This is a genomic window from Salarchaeum sp. III, from assembly GCF_036418315.1.
In the GTDB taxonomy this organism is placed as follows: domain Archaea; phylum Halobacteriota; class Halobacteria; order Halobacteriales; family Halobacteriaceae; genus Salarchaeum.
On record NZ_JAZHPG010000017.1, the window covers coordinates 46383 to 58611 of the forward strand.

Below are 12229 nucleotides of genomic sequence, written 5' to 3' on the forward strand. Positions count from 1 at the left end.
GCACGCCCGGATGAAGGTTGTCCCCCGCGATGGTATGCGGAGGGCTTACCCGCGTTCGCGCGTCACACTCCTGTATGGCTGAACCCCGCGTACCGGACGACGACGGCGGCGATGGGGGCGGTGGCGGTGCGAGCGACGGCGTGGTCGAACTCCCCTGCGGGGAGCGCGTGGAGACGACGGCGTTCGACCTCGGGATGCGCGAGTACGACTGCGACTGCGGCGAGTCGCACGCGGTCGTGATGGACATGCATCCGCCCGGGCGCTTTCTCCCGGAGTCCATCGTGGACATCCTCGAATCCGCGGTCGAACCCGCGGAGGACGACGCGTTCGAGGAGTTCGGTACCCCCCACCTGATGGGCGCGGTGATGGAGGACGTGCCCGAGGAGGTGGCGACGTACGACGCGAGCGGCGAGGGCGAGGTCGGGTACGCGTTGCTCTGGGTGTTCGACTTCGATTCCCGCACGCTCCACGAGTACGTCGTCGAACTCGTCGTGGAGCTGATGGACCACGCCGTGAGCCACGCCGAGAACCCGGGCGCGCAGGGCGAGTTCGAGGACGCGATGACCGAGTTCGACGTGGGCGCGTTCGTCGAGGAGTATAGGAAGGAACGCGACTGGGAGGCCTGACGCGCGGGCTTTTTCGCCGTCGCCAGCGGTCGCGTAGCGGTGCGTTCGCGACGCTCCCGGCGGACTGGCCGCGCCCGCCCCCTTGTTTCGATTTTCGTAATTCAATTTCGAGCCGCGTAGTTTTTCGTCGGACTTATTACGATGACCGAACTGGATTCGGGTAGTATGAGTGACGACCGGACCGTGCTCCTCATCGGGAGCGGCCCGATACAGATCGGACAGGCGGCTGAGTTCGACTACTCCGGCGCGCAGGCGTGCCGCGCCCTCCAGGAGGAGGGAGCCCGAGTCGTCCTCGTGAACTCGAACCCCGCGACCATCATGACCGACCCCGAGATGGCGGACGCCGTCTACATCGAACCCATCACGACGGAGGCCATCGCGGAAGTCATCGCGGAGGAGAACCCCAACGGCGTCATCGCCGGATTGGGCGGACAGACTGGGTTGAACGTCACCGCGGAACTCGCGGAGGAGGGCGTGCTTGACGAGTACGACGTGGACGTGATGGGCACGCCGCTCGACACCATCTACGCGACGGAGGACCGCGACCTCTTCCGCCAGCGGATGCACGACCTCGACCAGCCCGTGCCGAAGTCCACGACCATCAGCCTCGACGAGGGCGAGTCCCTCCAGGCGTTGAGCGAGGACGACATCGCGGACCGCGTGGAGGACGCGGTCGACCAGGTCGGCGGTCTCCCCGTCATCTCCCGCACCACGTACACGCTCGGCGGGAGCGGGTCCGGGGTCGTCCACGAGATGGAGGAACTCAAGCAGCGCGTGCGCAGCGGCCTCCGGCTCTCCCGGAACTCCGAGGTCCTCATCACGGAGTCCATCTCGGGCTGGGTGGAACTGGAGTACGAGGTGATGCGGGACGCCGGCGACTCCTGCATCATCATCTGCAACATGGAGAACATCGACCCGATGGGCATCCACACGGGGGAATCCACGGTCGTGACGCCCAGTCAGGTCATCCCGGACGAGGGCCACCAGGAGATGCGGGACGCGGCCCTCGAAGTCATCCGCGACCTCGGTATCGAGGGCGGCTGTAACATCCAGTTCGCGTGGCACGACGACGGCACGCCCGGCGGCGAGTACAGAGTCGTCGAGGTGAACCCGCGCGTCTCCCGCTCGTCGGCGCTCGCGTCGAAGGCGACCGGGTATCCCATCGCACGCGTCACCGCGAAGGTCGCGCTCGGGAAGCGCCTCCACGAGATAACGAACGAAATCACGGGACAGACCACCGCCGCGTTCGAACCGGCGATCGATTACGTGGTGACGAAGGTGCCGCGGTGGCCCAAGGACAAGTTCCCCGAGGTGGACTTCGAACTCGGCACCGCGATGAAGAGTACGGGCGAGGCGATGTCCATCGGCCGGACGTTCGAGGAATCCCTGCTCAAGGCGCTCCGGAGCAGCGAGTACGACCCCGCCGTGGACTGGGAGACGCTCTCCGACGACGAACTCGAAGTCGACTACCTCGAACGCGCGACGCCCGACCGGCCGTACGCGATGTTCGAGGCGTTCGACCGGGGGTACACGGTCGAGGAGGTCGTCGAACTGACCGACATCGCGGAGTGGTACGTGGAGCGCTACGCGAACGTCGCGGACGCCGCCGCGGACGCGCAGAACGGCGACTTCACGAGCGCCGCGACCGCCGGGTTCACGAACCACGAGATAGCGTCGCTCGCGGGCGGTGAGTTCGCGGACGCGAACGAATCCTGGCTCCCCGCCGAGCAGGACGAGGACGCCGTGACGGACGGCGCGGGCGCGAGCATCGACAGCGTCGAGCAGGACGTGCCCGGCCGCACCTACAAGCAGGTCGACACGTGCGCTGGAGAGTTCGCGGCGCAGACGCCCTACTACTACTCGTCGCGCAAACCCGAGTGGTTCAGCGGTCCCTTCGAGGGCGACGCGGCCGCGGGCGAACTCGTCGTGGACGACGACGAGCGCAGCGTCGTGGTCGTCGGCGGCGGCCCTATCCGCATCGGGCAGGGCGTCGAGTTCGACTACTGCTCCGTCCACGCGGTGCGCGCGCTCCGCGAGGAGGGCATCGACGCGCACGTCGTGAACAACAACCCCGAAACCGTCTCCACGGACTACGACACGAGCGACGGACTGTTCTTCGAACCCATCACCGCGGAGGAGGTCGCGGACGTGGTGGAGGCGACGGACGCGGACGGCGTGATGGTACAGTTCGGCGGACAGACCTCCGTCAACATCGCCGACCCCCTTCAGGACGAAATCGACCGCCGCGGCCTGAACGCCGACATCGTCGGAACGAGCGTCGACGCGATGGACCTCGCCGAGGACCGCGACCGGTTCAACGCGCTGATGGACGAGTACGGAATCAGCCAGCCGACCGGCGGGAGCGCCACGTCGAAGGCGGAGGCGCTCGACCTCGCGCACGACATCGGCTACCCGGTGCTCGTCCGCCCCTCGTACGTGCTCGGCGGGCGCGCGATGGAAGTCGTGTACGACGACGACGAACTCGAAACGTACATCGAGGAAGCCGTCCGCGTCAGCCCCGAGAAACCGATTCTCGTGGACGAGTTCCTCGCGGACGCCGTCGAACTCGACGTTGACGCAGTCGCTGACGGCGACGACGTGCTCATCGGCGGCGTGATGGAACACGTCGAGGAAGCCGGCGTGCACTCCGGCGACTCCTCCTGCGTGATTCCGCCGCGCAGCCTCGACGACGACACGCTCGCCCGCGTCCGCGAAGTCACGGAGGACATCGCGGACGCCCTCGACACCGTCGGCCTGCTGAACGTCCAGCTTGCGGTGCGCGAGGAGCCCCGCTCCTCGGAACGCGCGAACGGTGAAACCGTGAGCGAGGTGTACGTTCTGGAGGCGAACCCGCGCTCCTCGCGTACCGTGCCGTTCGTCTCGAAGGCCACGGGCGTCCCCATCGCGAAACTCGCGGCGAAGGTGATGGCGGGCCAGACTCTCGACGACCTCGGTGTCGACGAGGGCGTGCCCGAACAGTACAGCGTGAAGGAGGTCGTGCTTCCGTTCGACCGCCTCGAGGGCAGCGACCCCCGGCTCGGCCCCGAGATGAAGAGCACGGGCGAAGTGATGGGCACGGCACGGACGTTCGGGAAGGCCTACGAGAAAGCCCAGTCCGCCGCCGGGAACACGCTCCCCGACCCCGGCGCGACGGCCGTGGTCGACCTCGACGTGGACGGCTTCGCGGAGTACTACGAGGTCGCCGCGTTCGAGGACGTGACGGAGGCGCTCCGCACGGGCGAAATCGACCTGCTCGTCACGGACGACCCCGACGACCTCCGCACCGCCGTCCGCGAGGACGTCCCCTACTTCTCCACCGTCGCGTCCGCCGCGGCCGCCGTGGAGGCGCTCGCGCACCGCGACGACGACCTCGATGTCCTCCCCGTCAGCGACCGCCCCATCACCCACACCGACTGGGGCGCGAACTAACACCCCGCGTTCTCCTTCCTCGTCGCCGGTCAGGCTATTGCGAGTGTGAGCGCTCCGGCGAGTACGAATGCGCCGAGACCGTACCAGGGTTCGCGGCGGAGCGTGCGGGCGCCCGCGGCCGTCCGGCCGCCGATGTCGACGCCGAGCGCCAGCCCCACGAACAGGGCGGCGAGCGCGACGCCGACTCCCGGAAACCCGTGCTGTTCGACGTACGCGGCGACCGCGCCGACGGCGACGCCGACGATGGCGGCGTGAACCTCCGTGTACGTGAGCGTGTTTCCGGAACCGACGGCTGTCGGACTCATACGTCCGCTACGAAATCGCGCGAAAAGAAGGTTTGGTCAGTCCGCGCTGACGGGCGTGCGGGACTCCGCGAGGTCGAGCACGTCGTCGAAGAACGCGAGCGAATCGTGGGGGCCGGGGTTCGCTTCGGGGTGGTACTGGCGCGTGATGACGTCCAGCTCGTCGGATTCGAGGCCTTCCGGCGTGTCGTCGTTCACGTTCACCTGGGTCACGTCGAGGTCGCCGGGTTCGGCGACGGTGTAGCCGTGGTTCTGCGTCGTCATCACGACCTTGTCCGTCCGGAGGTCGCGCACGGGCTGGTTCACGCCGCGGTGCCCGAACGCCATCTTCTCCGTGCTGCCGCCGAGCGCGTTCGCGACGACCTGCTGGCCGAGACAGATGCCCGCGAACGGGTACTCGCCGACGAGCGTGTCGACGAGGTGTTCGGCGGCCTCGAAGTTCTCGGGGTCGCCGGGGCCGTTCGAGACGAATACGATGTCGGGGTCGATGTCGCGGACCGCCGTGGGCGTGGTGTCGTAGGGGAGGACGTGGACCTCGGCGTTCCGCGCGGTGAGCGAGTCCACGATGGAGCCCTTCGCGCCGCAGTCGACGAGCGCGACGGTCGGCCCGCTTCCCGGGTGGTGTTCGGGTTCGGTGACGCTGACCTGCGCGCCGATGTCCGTGATGTCGGACATTCCGGGGCAGTCGGCGAGCTCTTCCTTCGCGGCCTCGGGGCTGGCGTCCGGGCCGGCGGCGATACCGACCTTCATCGCGCCGCCCTCGCGGATGTCGAGCACGAGGTCGCGGGTGTCGACGTGGTCGACGGCGGGCACGCCCTCCTCGGTGAGCCAGTCGGCCACGTCGTCGGTGAGTTCGCGCGCGACGACGGCACTCGGGTGGACGCGGTCGGACTCGAACCGCTCGGTTCGGACGCCGTAGTTCCCGATGAGGGGATAGGCGAACGTGAGCACCTGTTCCTCGTAGGAGGGGTCGGTCAGGGACTCCTCGTAGCCCGTGTACGCGGTGGTGAACACGAGTTCACCCTGCGCGCGGCCCGGTGAGCGGGCGCGGGCTGAAACGACGTCCCCCGTTTCGAGCGCGAGGTATGCGTCCGGCATTACGAGATTCAAACGAACTAACGGCACTTAGTCCTTACCTTCGTAACTGAGTTACGAAATTCGCAACGCTATTGTGGGCGGGGGGAGTTCCCTCGGTATGGACGACCTCGACCGGGAGATACTCGACATCCTCCGACGGGACGCCCGCACGCCCTACACGGAGATAGCGAGCACGCTCGACGTGAGCGAGGGCACCGTCCGGAACCGCGTCGACCGCCTCCGCGACGACGGCGTCATCGAGCGATTCACCGTCTCCACCCGCACCGGGAACGTGAAGGCGATGATCGAAGTGTCGGTCGCGGTGGACGTGGACACGCACTCCGTCGGCGACCGCATGACTGACTGGGACGAAGTCGACTTCGTCTGGCAGGTCTCCGGCGAACTCGACATCGTCCTCGTCGTCGACGCCGCGGACACCACGCGCGTGAACGAACTCATCACGAAAGCCCGCGAACAGGACGAGGTTGTAGAGACCAAGACGCGACTGATTCTGGACGAGAAACTCGGCTGAACATCCGAAGGGCTATTCCCGTCCCCCTCCCTCCCACCTGTATGAGCGACACGGAGACGGGAGCGGACGTACGCACGCCCGAGGAAGTCGAGAACGCGGAACAGGACGTCGTCACGGTCACGCCCGACGACGAACGCACCGGCCTCGCGAACCGACTCGACGCCCACACCGGCGACGGCATCCGTCACCGCGCCTTCACCTGCCTCCTCTTCGACGAGCAGGGACGAATTCTCCTCGCGCAGCGCGCCGCCCGCAAACGCCTCTGGGACACCTGCTGGGACGGCACCGTCGCCAGCCACCCCGTCGAAGGCCAGTCTCAGAAGGAAGCCACCCGTGAACGCCTCGAAGAAGAACTGGGGATTTCGCCCGACCAGTACGACGACCTCGAAGTCACGGACAGATTCGAGTACAAGCGCTACTACATGAACGACGGCGTCGAGTGGGAGGTCTGCGCCGTTCTCCAGGCGACCCTCACCGACACCAGCGTCGACCCCGACCCCGACGAGGTCGGCGGCGTGCTCTGGGCTGACTACGAGGACCTCCACGAGAACCCCCGGCACTACCGTCAGCTCGACCTCTGCCCGTGGTTCGAAATCGCGATGCGCCGCGACTTCGAGTAGGCTTTTTCCCGATAGCGGCCCTATCGAACCCATGCTCGTCCTCGCCGGCGGCGTCTACGACGACGTGCTCGCCCACGCCCGCGAGGACGCCCCCCGCGAGGCCTGCGGCATCCTCGTCGGCGCTCTCGACGGCGACACAGCCACCGCGTCGGTCGTCCACCGGGCGCGGAACGTCGCCGACGCGCCCCACGTGACCTACGAGATGGACCCGACCGAACAGCTCCGGGTCTTCGAGACGGCGGCCGACCACGACCGCGAGGTCGTCGGGTTCTACCACTCGCACCCCGCCGGCCCCCCCTCGATGAGCGACCGGGACCGCGACGAAGCGGCGTGGCCGGGCTACCGCTACCTCCTCGTCTCGCTCGCCGGGCGCCCGCCCTTCCTCGGCGCGTGGACGTGGACGGGCAGCGAGTTCGAGCGCGAGACGGTCGCAGTCCAAAACTGAGTAGTGCGCGCCCGCCGCTGTTCCGGTATGGTCGACACCTACGACGACCTCTCGGGACAAGTCGCGCTCGTCACCGGCGCGAACCGCGGGCTCGGCGCGGAAATCGCCCGCCAGCTCGCCGAGCGTGGCGCAACCGTCTACGCCGGCTCCCGGAGTTCGCAGAACGAGACGCCGGAGAACACCGAACGCGTCCTCCTCGACGTGACCCAGGAGGGCGACATCGAGGCCGCCGTCGACGGCATCTACTCCGAGGTCGGCCGCCTCGACATCCTCGTGAACAACGCGGGCGTCGGCGAGTTCGGGAACGACATCGTCGCGGAGCCGACCACCGAAATCGACCGCACGCTCGCGGTGAACCTCCGCGGGCCGATGGTGCTCTGCAAGCACGCCGTCCCGCTCCTCATCCAGAACGAGGGCGGTCGCGTCGTCAACGTCTCCTCCGGCATGGGCGCGCTCACCGACATGGACGGCTCCAGTCCCGCCTACCGAATCTCGAAGACGGGACTGAACGGCCTCACCGCATATCTCCACGGCGAGTACAACGAGAACGGCCTCATCGCGAACTCCGTCTGCCCCGGCTACGTCCGCACGGACATGGGCGGCGAGGACGCGGACCGCCCCGTCGAGACGGGCGCGGAGACGCCCGTCTGGCTCGCGTCCTTCGAACCCGAGAGTCCGTCTGGCGCGTTCTGGCGGGACAAGGAACGAATCGACTGGTAGTCCGGCGTCGCCGCTACCGCCGCACCGCCGTCCAGACGCCCACGAGCGCGAACAGCACCGCGGGAACCATCGGGAGCGCGACGAGCGTGTCCATCCACGGTAGCCCGAGCGGCCTGAGCGTCCCGACGAGCAGTACTCCGACCGGTACGACGAGCAGGGAGAACACGAGCACCGCGATAATCGCCCACGACTGCCGGTCCGTGAGCGGTTGTTCGGCCTGTGCCTCCTGTGGTTCGTGCGCCATCAGTATTCGCTATCGGGTTTTACCACCACCTTCCCAAAGCCTTCGCGGTTCTCCAGCAGTTCGTGCGCGCGCGCCGTCTCGCTCATCGGCAGCACCTCGCGGATGCGCGGCTCGAACGTGCCGTCCCAGACGTGCTGGAGCGCGTCGTCCGCCTCCCCGAGCGTCGCCATCGTCGACCCGATGACCTTGAGCTGATTCCAGAAGATGCGATTGATGTCCGTCTCCGGCCGGCCGCCCGTGGTCGCGCCACAGGTGACGACCCGGCCGCCCTTCGCGAGGGACTTCAGGCTGTCCTGCCACGTCGCCGCCCCGACGTGGTCTACCACCACGTCGACGCCGCGCTTTCCCGTCAGCTCTCGAATCCGGCTCGCGAAGTCGTTCGCCTCGTAGTCGATGGTGTGGTCCGCGCCGATCTCCTCGGCGTACTCGAGTTTCTCCTCGGACGAGGCGGTCGCGTACACCTCCGCGCCCGCGTGCTTCGCGACCTGCACGGCCGCGTGTCCGACACCGCCGCTCGCGCCGAGCACGAGCACTTTCTCGCCCGGACTGACCTCGCCGCGCGTGAGCAGCATCCGCCACGCCGTCTGGAACACGAGCGGCGCGGCCGCCGCCGTCTCCCAGTCCACGTGCTCCGGCACGGGAACGAGGTTCTCCTCCGGGACGACGGTCTGCTCGGAGTGGACGCCGCGGACGTGCTCGCCGATGATGTGGAACGAGGAACACAGCGAGTGCTCGCCGTCCCGACAGAACTCGCACTCCCCGCAACTCACGCCCGAGAGCAGCGCGACGCGGTCGCCCTCGGAGACGCGCGTCACGCCCTCACCGATGTCGGCGACGACGCCCGCGCAGTCGCTCCCCGGGATGTGCGGCATATCGAGGTCCAATCCGGGCATCCCTTTGCGCGTCCAGATGTCGAGGTGGTTCAGCGCGCCCGCCTTCACGTCCACCACGACCTCGCCCCGGCCGGCCTCGGGGTCCGGGAACTCGCCGTACTCGATAACGTCCCTGCCGCCGTGCTCCGCGAACTGAACTGCTTTCACACCCGGCCTGTTCGAACTATCGTGACAAAACTCTATGGCACGAATTATGCCGCCCCCGCTCCCACGGCCCGTATGGTCGACTTCCAGTCCCGCGACACCCGCCGCGACACCGACGACGCGGATGACCCGGAGCCGGCGGACGCCGACGGCGAGCAGGAGGACGAGAGTCACGACCACGGCGAGCACGACCACGGCCACCACCACGACGCCGACATCGACTCGCTCGGCGTCGGCGTGGTGACGGTGTCGTCCTCCCGGAGTCTGGACGACGACCCGAGCGGGGACGCCATCGCGGCGGCGTTCGAGACCGAGGGCCACGAGGTCGTCACGCGCGAGCTGGTGGGAGACGACTACGACCGCGTGCAGGCCATCGTGAACCGACTCGTCGGTCGCGGGGACGTGAACGTGGTCGTCACCACGGGCGGCACGGGCGTCACGCCGGACGACCGGACCGTCGAGGCGGTGCGGCCGCTCCTCGAAAAACGCCTCCCCGGGTTCGGCGAACTCTTCCGCCGACTCTCCTACGACGACATCGGCACGCGCGTCGTCGGCACGCGCGCGCTCGCCGGTATCGCGGACGGCGTCCCCGTTTTCTGCCTCCCCGGAAGCGAGAACGCCGCCGCCCTTGGCGCGGAGGACATTATCGTCCCCGAGGCACCCCATCTCGCGGGCCTCTCACAGCACGCGGAGGACGAGGAGTGACCGACAAACAGGCGATTCGCGAGCGCGTCTGGGACGCCCTCGACGAGGCGGGTGTCGCGCGCTTCCCGTTCCCGCCGCACGGCCGCATCCCGAACTTCGCAGGCGCGGAGACCGCCGCCGACCGCCTCGCCGACACGGACGCCTGGCGGTCGGCGGACGTGGTGAAGGCGAACCCGGACGCGCCCCAACTCCCCGTCCGGCGGCGCGCGCTCCGCGACGGCAAAACCGTCTACATGGCCGTCCCCCGCCTCAGGGATGAGAAGTGCTTCCTCGAACTCGACCCCGAAACCATCGACCCCGAGAACTACGACAGCGCGCCCGCGCTCTCGAACGTCACCAGAACGCCCCGCGTTCTGGCTGGCTCACGAGAGCCTTCGCTCTCGTGAACGTGGACGACTACGCCACCCAGGTCGGGCCGGACGCCGTCCCGCACGTCGACCTCGTCGTCTCCGGCGCCGTCGCCGTCACCGAGGACGGCGCGCGAATCGGGAAGGGCGAGGGGTACAGCGACCTCGAATACGCGATTCTGCGCGACCTAACTCTCGTTGACGACACGACGACGGTCGCGACGACGGTGCACGAACTCCAGATCGTCGAGGACGCGACGCCGGACGACCACGACGTGCCGATGGACCTCGTCGTCACGCCCGAGCGCACCGTTGAGACGGAGACGCCCTACGCGCGGCCGGACGGCGTGGACTGGGACGCGCTAAGCGAGGCGCGAATCGCCGAGATTCCGGTGTTGGAGCGCCTGCGGCCGGACGAGACTTTATAGGTCGAGGCGGCGAACGTCGAGGTATGCCGCGGGAGGCCGAGTCCGTGCTCGCCGGACTCCTGGAGGAGCGCGAGACGACGCCAGCCTGTGCGATGTGTTCGAGCGACGCCGACTTCTTCCTCTACGAACCCGAGCGGGTGCGGAAGTTCGTCTGCTGGGAGCACGTCAGTCCGTACGCCGCGGCCGTGGACGAACCCGGTGAGGGCCGACCGACGGCGGTCAGGCTCTAACCCATCGGCGCCATCGTCGCCGTGAACACCGCGATGGCGTCGCTCTCGTTGCGCGCGCCGTGCGGGACGCCGGGTTCGTGGACGACGACGCCGGGCGCGTCCACCGTCTGTTCCTCGTCGCCCTGCACGACGACGAGGCTTCCTTCGACGACGTGGAACGCGTTCGTCTGCCCGGGGTGTTCGTGCGGGCTGAGTTCGCCGCCCGGTCCCAGCGCGAACGCCTTCACGAGGGCGTCCTTGGCGTAGTACAGCTCCGCAGTCACTACCTCTCCCGCCTCGGGCGCGAAGTCGAGGTCGTGGACGTCCATACCGGCGCGTGGGCGCGGAGGTACTTAGGCTTCGACGCCCGCGACGAGTTCCTCGGCGACGAGGTCGGCGTCGAGCAGTTCGGTGTCGAGCGCGAGGTCGAGCTGTCCGCGGACGAACTCCGGAATCGTGTCCGGCGAGTACACGACCGTCTTCAGGCGGTCGTTCAGTTCGAGCGCGACCGACACCGCGGTCGCCTCCCCCACGTCCGTGAGCGCCAGTATGTCGGCGTCAGCGACGCCGGCGGACTCCAGTTCCGCGGCGCTCCCGAGGTCGATGCGTTCGACCGAAACGCCCCGCTCGGAGAGCGCGTCGCCGAGTCCGCGGTCGGGGCCAACGAGAATTGCCTTCATGCCCGGGAGTCCGCGCCCGGCAGATAAGAATCTGACGTAGGCTACGCGACCATCCAGAACCGCACGCTCCGCGGAATCTTCCAGAGGGCTTCCGGGAGACCGCGCGCGCCCGGGTCGTTCTCCGCGACGTGCGGATGCTGGTGTTCGACCAGCCGATGCACGTCGAATCCCGCCGCGGTGAGCGCGTTGTAGAGGTCGTCTATCGGACGTTCGAAGACAGTGAGCGTCTCCCCGTAGTCTTCGCTGATGGTGATGTCGCGCGGCCCCGAGTCGAGGTAGTCCGCGTCGACGGTTCCGCTCTCGGCGTCGAACGCCTCGTACAGCGGGTGGGGGACGCTGAGCACGAACACGCCCCCAGGGCGGAGGACGCGGCGGGCTTCCGCGAGCGCGCGGTCGAGGTCGTCGACCATCTGGAACGCGGCCTCCGAGGACGCGAGGTCGAAGCGGTCGTCCGCGAACGGAAGCGCCGTCACGTCACCCTGCACGAACGCCGCGTCGACGCCGTAGAAGTCGCGGAGGTGGCGCGCGTGCCCGAGTTGTTCCTCGGAAAAATCCACGCCGACGGCGTCCGCGCCGAGTTCGGCGGTGCCGACGGTTCCCTGTCCGCCGCCGCAACCGAGTTCGACGTAGTCCGCGCCCGCCACGTCGTCGACGACCGACTGCGCCGCGAACCCCGGGGCGTCCCGCTCGAACGGCGACGGTGCGGGCGGCACGTCCTCGTCCGTGTCGGCGTTCCACGCCGCCTGAAACGCGTCGCTCCACTCGTTCCAGAGCCGCCGGTTCGACTGTGAGTGCTCCGACATGTACGCGTTCTCGGACGCCCCGCGA

Annotated in this window: 15 protein-coding genes and 1 pseudogene; 9 read left to right on the forward strand and 7 right to left on the reverse strand. The window is 68.4% G+C overall.

The window, feature by feature from the left end; genetic code table 11:
* The first annotated feature begins 74 nt into the window (after nucleotides 1–74).
* Together U3A55_RS02755 and carB are read left to right on the forward strand one after the other, a co-directional pair.
* Entirely contained in the window at nucleotides 75–626 is a 552-nt protein-coding gene (locus U3A55_RS02755; RefSeq protein ID WP_330989996.1) for a DUF5815 family protein, read from the forward strand.
* Between the two features lie 141 nt (nucleotides 627–767).
* On the forward strand, nucleotides 768–4055 hold the full coding sequence (carB, locus tag U3A55_RS02760; protein WP_442978256.1) for a carbamoyl-phosphate synthase large subunit: 3288 nt from the start codon (nucleotides 768–770) through the stop codon (nucleotides 4053–4055).
* Between the two features lie 29 nt (nucleotides 4056–4084).
* Here carB and U3A55_RS02765 read toward each other — a convergent pair whose 3' ends face one another.
* Nucleotides 4085–4360, reverse strand: a complete 276-nt coding sequence (locus U3A55_RS02765) for a hypothetical protein (protein ID WP_330989998.1) — start codon at nucleotides 4358–4360, stop codon at nucleotides 4085–4087.
* A 36-nt stretch (nucleotides 4361–4396) separates the two neighbouring features.
* Entirely contained in the window at nucleotides 4397–5455 is a 1059-nt protein-coding gene (gene carA / locus U3A55_RS02770) for a glutamine-hydrolyzing carbamoyl-phosphate synthase small subunit (RefSeq protein WP_330989999.1), read from the reverse strand.
* 97 nt (nucleotides 5456–5552) lie between these two features.
* Here carA and U3A55_RS02775 point away from each other — a divergent pair, with 97 nt between their 5' ends.
* The 4 genes from U3A55_RS02775 to U3A55_RS02790 are packed head-to-tail and all read left to right on the forward strand — an operon-like array spanning nucleotide 5553 to nucleotide 7751.
* Complete coding sequence (locus U3A55_RS02775) at nucleotides 5553–5966, forward strand: Lrp/AsnC family transcriptional regulator (RefSeq protein WP_330990000.1); 414 nt, start codon at nucleotides 5553–5555, stop codon at nucleotides 5964–5966.
* A gap of 41 nt (nucleotides 5967–6007) precedes the next feature.
* Nucleotides 6008–6586 carry an isopentenyl-diphosphate Delta-isomerase gene (gene idi, locus U3A55_RS02780; RefSeq protein WP_330990001.1) on the forward strand — a complete coding sequence of 193 codons (579 nt, stop codon included), beginning with the start codon at nucleotides 6008–6010 and terminating at the stop codon, nucleotides 6584–6586.
* A 31-nt stretch (nucleotides 6587–6617) separates the two neighbouring features.
* Complete coding sequence (locus U3A55_RS02785; protein WP_330990002.1) at nucleotides 6618–7031, forward strand: desampylase; 414 nt, start codon at nucleotides 6618–6620, stop codon at nucleotides 7029–7031.
* A gap of 27 nt (nucleotides 7032–7058) precedes the next feature.
* Nucleotides 7059–7751, forward strand: a complete 693-nt coding sequence (locus U3A55_RS02790) for an SDR family NAD(P)-dependent oxidoreductase (protein ID WP_330990003.1) — start codon at nucleotides 7059–7061, stop codon at nucleotides 7749–7751.
* A gap of 13 nt (nucleotides 7752–7764) precedes the next feature.
* On the opposite strand, the gene U3A55_RS02795 is transcribed toward U3A55_RS02790, so the two are convergent.
* Nucleotides 7765–7995 carry a hypothetical protein gene (locus U3A55_RS02795; RefSeq protein ID WP_330990004.1) on the reverse strand — a complete coding sequence of 77 codons (231 nt, stop codon included), beginning with the start codon at nucleotides 7993–7995 and terminating at the stop codon, nucleotides 7765–7767.
* Nucleotides 7995–9035 carry a zinc-binding dehydrogenase gene (locus U3A55_RS02800; RefSeq protein ID WP_330990005.1) on the reverse strand — a complete coding sequence of 347 codons (1041 nt, stop codon included), beginning with the start codon at nucleotides 9033–9035 and terminating at the stop codon, nucleotides 7995–7997. Before U3A55_RS02800 ends, U3A55_RS02795 begins: the two co-directional genes overlap by 1 nt.
* A 72-nt stretch (nucleotides 9036–9107) precedes the next feature.
* Here U3A55_RS02800 and U3A55_RS02805 point away from each other — a divergent pair, with 72 nt between their 5' ends.
* The 3 genes and pseudogenes from U3A55_RS02805 to U3A55_RS02815 all read left to right on the forward strand — a co-directional run bounded on the left by U3A55_RS02805 (nucleotide 9108) and on the right by U3A55_RS02815 (nucleotide 10742).
* The gene (locus tag U3A55_RS02805; RefSeq protein WP_330990006.1) at nucleotides 9108–9737 is read left to right on the forward strand and encodes a MogA/MoaB family molybdenum cofactor biosynthesis protein; all 630 of its coding nucleotides are present in this window, start codon (nucleotides 9108–9110) and stop codon (nucleotides 9735–9737) included.
* Nucleotides 9734–10512, forward strand: a pseudogene (locus U3A55_RS02810) (5-formyltetrahydrofolate cyclo-ligase). The gene U3A55_RS02805 and the pseudogene U3A55_RS02810 overlap by 4 nt, the downstream one beginning before the upstream one ends.
* Before the next feature lie 23 nt (nucleotides 10513–10535).
* Nucleotides 10536–10742 carry a hypothetical protein gene (locus tag U3A55_RS02815; RefSeq protein WP_330990007.1) on the forward strand — a complete coding sequence of 69 codons (207 nt, stop codon included), beginning with the start codon at nucleotides 10536–10538 and terminating at the stop codon, nucleotides 10740–10742.
* Here U3A55_RS02815 and U3A55_RS02820 read toward each other — a convergent pair.
* From U3A55_RS02820 to U3A55_RS02830, 3 genes are read right to left on the reverse strand one after another with little or no spacing between them, the layout of a single operon-like run.
* Nucleotides 10739–11050, reverse strand: a complete 312-nt coding sequence (locus tag U3A55_RS02820) for a cupin domain-containing protein (protein ID WP_330990008.1) — start codon at nucleotides 11048–11050, stop codon at nucleotides 10739–10741. The two genes, U3A55_RS02815 and U3A55_RS02820, sit on opposite strands and share 4 nt — an antisense overlap.
* A 24-nt stretch (nucleotides 11051–11074) precedes the next feature.
* The gene (locus tag U3A55_RS02825) at nucleotides 11075–11401 is read right to left on the reverse strand and encodes a DUF7126 family protein (protein ID WP_330990009.1); all 327 of its coding nucleotides are present in this window, start codon (nucleotides 11399–11401) and stop codon (nucleotides 11075–11077) included.
* 41 nt (nucleotides 11402–11442) lie between these two features.
* Entirely contained in the window at nucleotides 11443–12204 is a 762-nt protein-coding gene (locus tag U3A55_RS02830; RefSeq protein WP_330990010.1) for a class I SAM-dependent methyltransferase, read from the reverse strand.
* Between the last annotated feature and the right edge of the window lie 25 nt (nucleotides 12205–12229).

What these genes read in the sequence shown, in the direction of transcription:
- U3A55_RS02755 (WP_330989996.1), top strand. Translation starts at nt 75, where the DNA reads ATGGCTGAACCCCGCGTACCGGACGACGACGGCGGCGATGGGGGCGGT.
- carB (WP_442978256.1), top strand. Translation starts at nt 768, where the DNA reads ATGACCGAACTGGATTCGGGTAGTATGAGTGACGACCGGACCGTGCTC.
- U3A55_RS02765 (WP_330989998.1), bottom strand. Translation starts at nt 4,360, where the DNA reads ATGAGTCCGACAGCCGTCGGTTCCGGAAACACGCTCACGTACACGGAG.
- carA (WP_330989999.1), bottom strand. Translation starts at nt 5,455, where the DNA reads ATGCCGGACGCATACCTCGCGCTCGAAACGGGGGACGTCGTTTCAGCC.
- U3A55_RS02775 (WP_330990000.1), top strand. Translation starts at nt 5,553, where the DNA reads ATGGACGACCTCGACCGGGAGATACTCGACATCCTCCGACGGGACGCC.
- idi (WP_330990001.1), top strand. Translation starts at nt 6,008, where the DNA reads ATGAGCGACACGGAGACGGGAGCGGACGTACGCACGCCCGAGGAAGTC.
- U3A55_RS02785 (WP_330990002.1), top strand. Translation starts at nt 6,618, where the DNA reads ATGCTCGTCCTCGCCGGCGGCGTCTACGACGACGTGCTCGCCCACGCC.
- U3A55_RS02790 (WP_330990003.1), top strand. Translation starts at nt 7,059, where the DNA reads ATGGTCGACACCTACGACGACCTCTCGGGACAAGTCGCGCTCGTCACC.
- U3A55_RS02795 (WP_330990004.1), bottom strand. Translation starts at nt 7,995, where the DNA reads ATGGCGCACGAACCACAGGAGGCACAGGCCGAACAACCGCTCACGGAC.
- U3A55_RS02805 (WP_330990006.1), top strand. Translation starts at nt 9,108, where the DNA reads ATGGTCGACTTCCAGTCCCGCGACACCCGCCGCGACACCGACGACGCG.
- U3A55_RS02815 (WP_330990007.1), top strand. Translation starts at nt 10,536, where the DNA reads ATGCCGCGGGAGGCCGAGTCCGTGCTCGCCGGACTCCTGGAGGAGCGC.
- U3A55_RS02820 (WP_330990008.1), bottom strand. Translation starts at nt 11,050, where the DNA reads ATGGACGTCCACGACCTCGACTTCGCGCCCGAGGCGGGAGAGGTAGTG.
- U3A55_RS02825 (WP_330990009.1), bottom strand. Translation starts at nt 11,401, where the DNA reads ATGAAGGCAATTCTCGTTGGCCCCGACCGCGGACTCGGCGACGCGCTC.
- U3A55_RS02830 (WP_330990010.1), bottom strand. Translation starts at nt 12,204, where the DNA reads ATGTCGGAGCACTCACAGTCGAACCGGCGGCTCTGGAACGAGTGGAGC.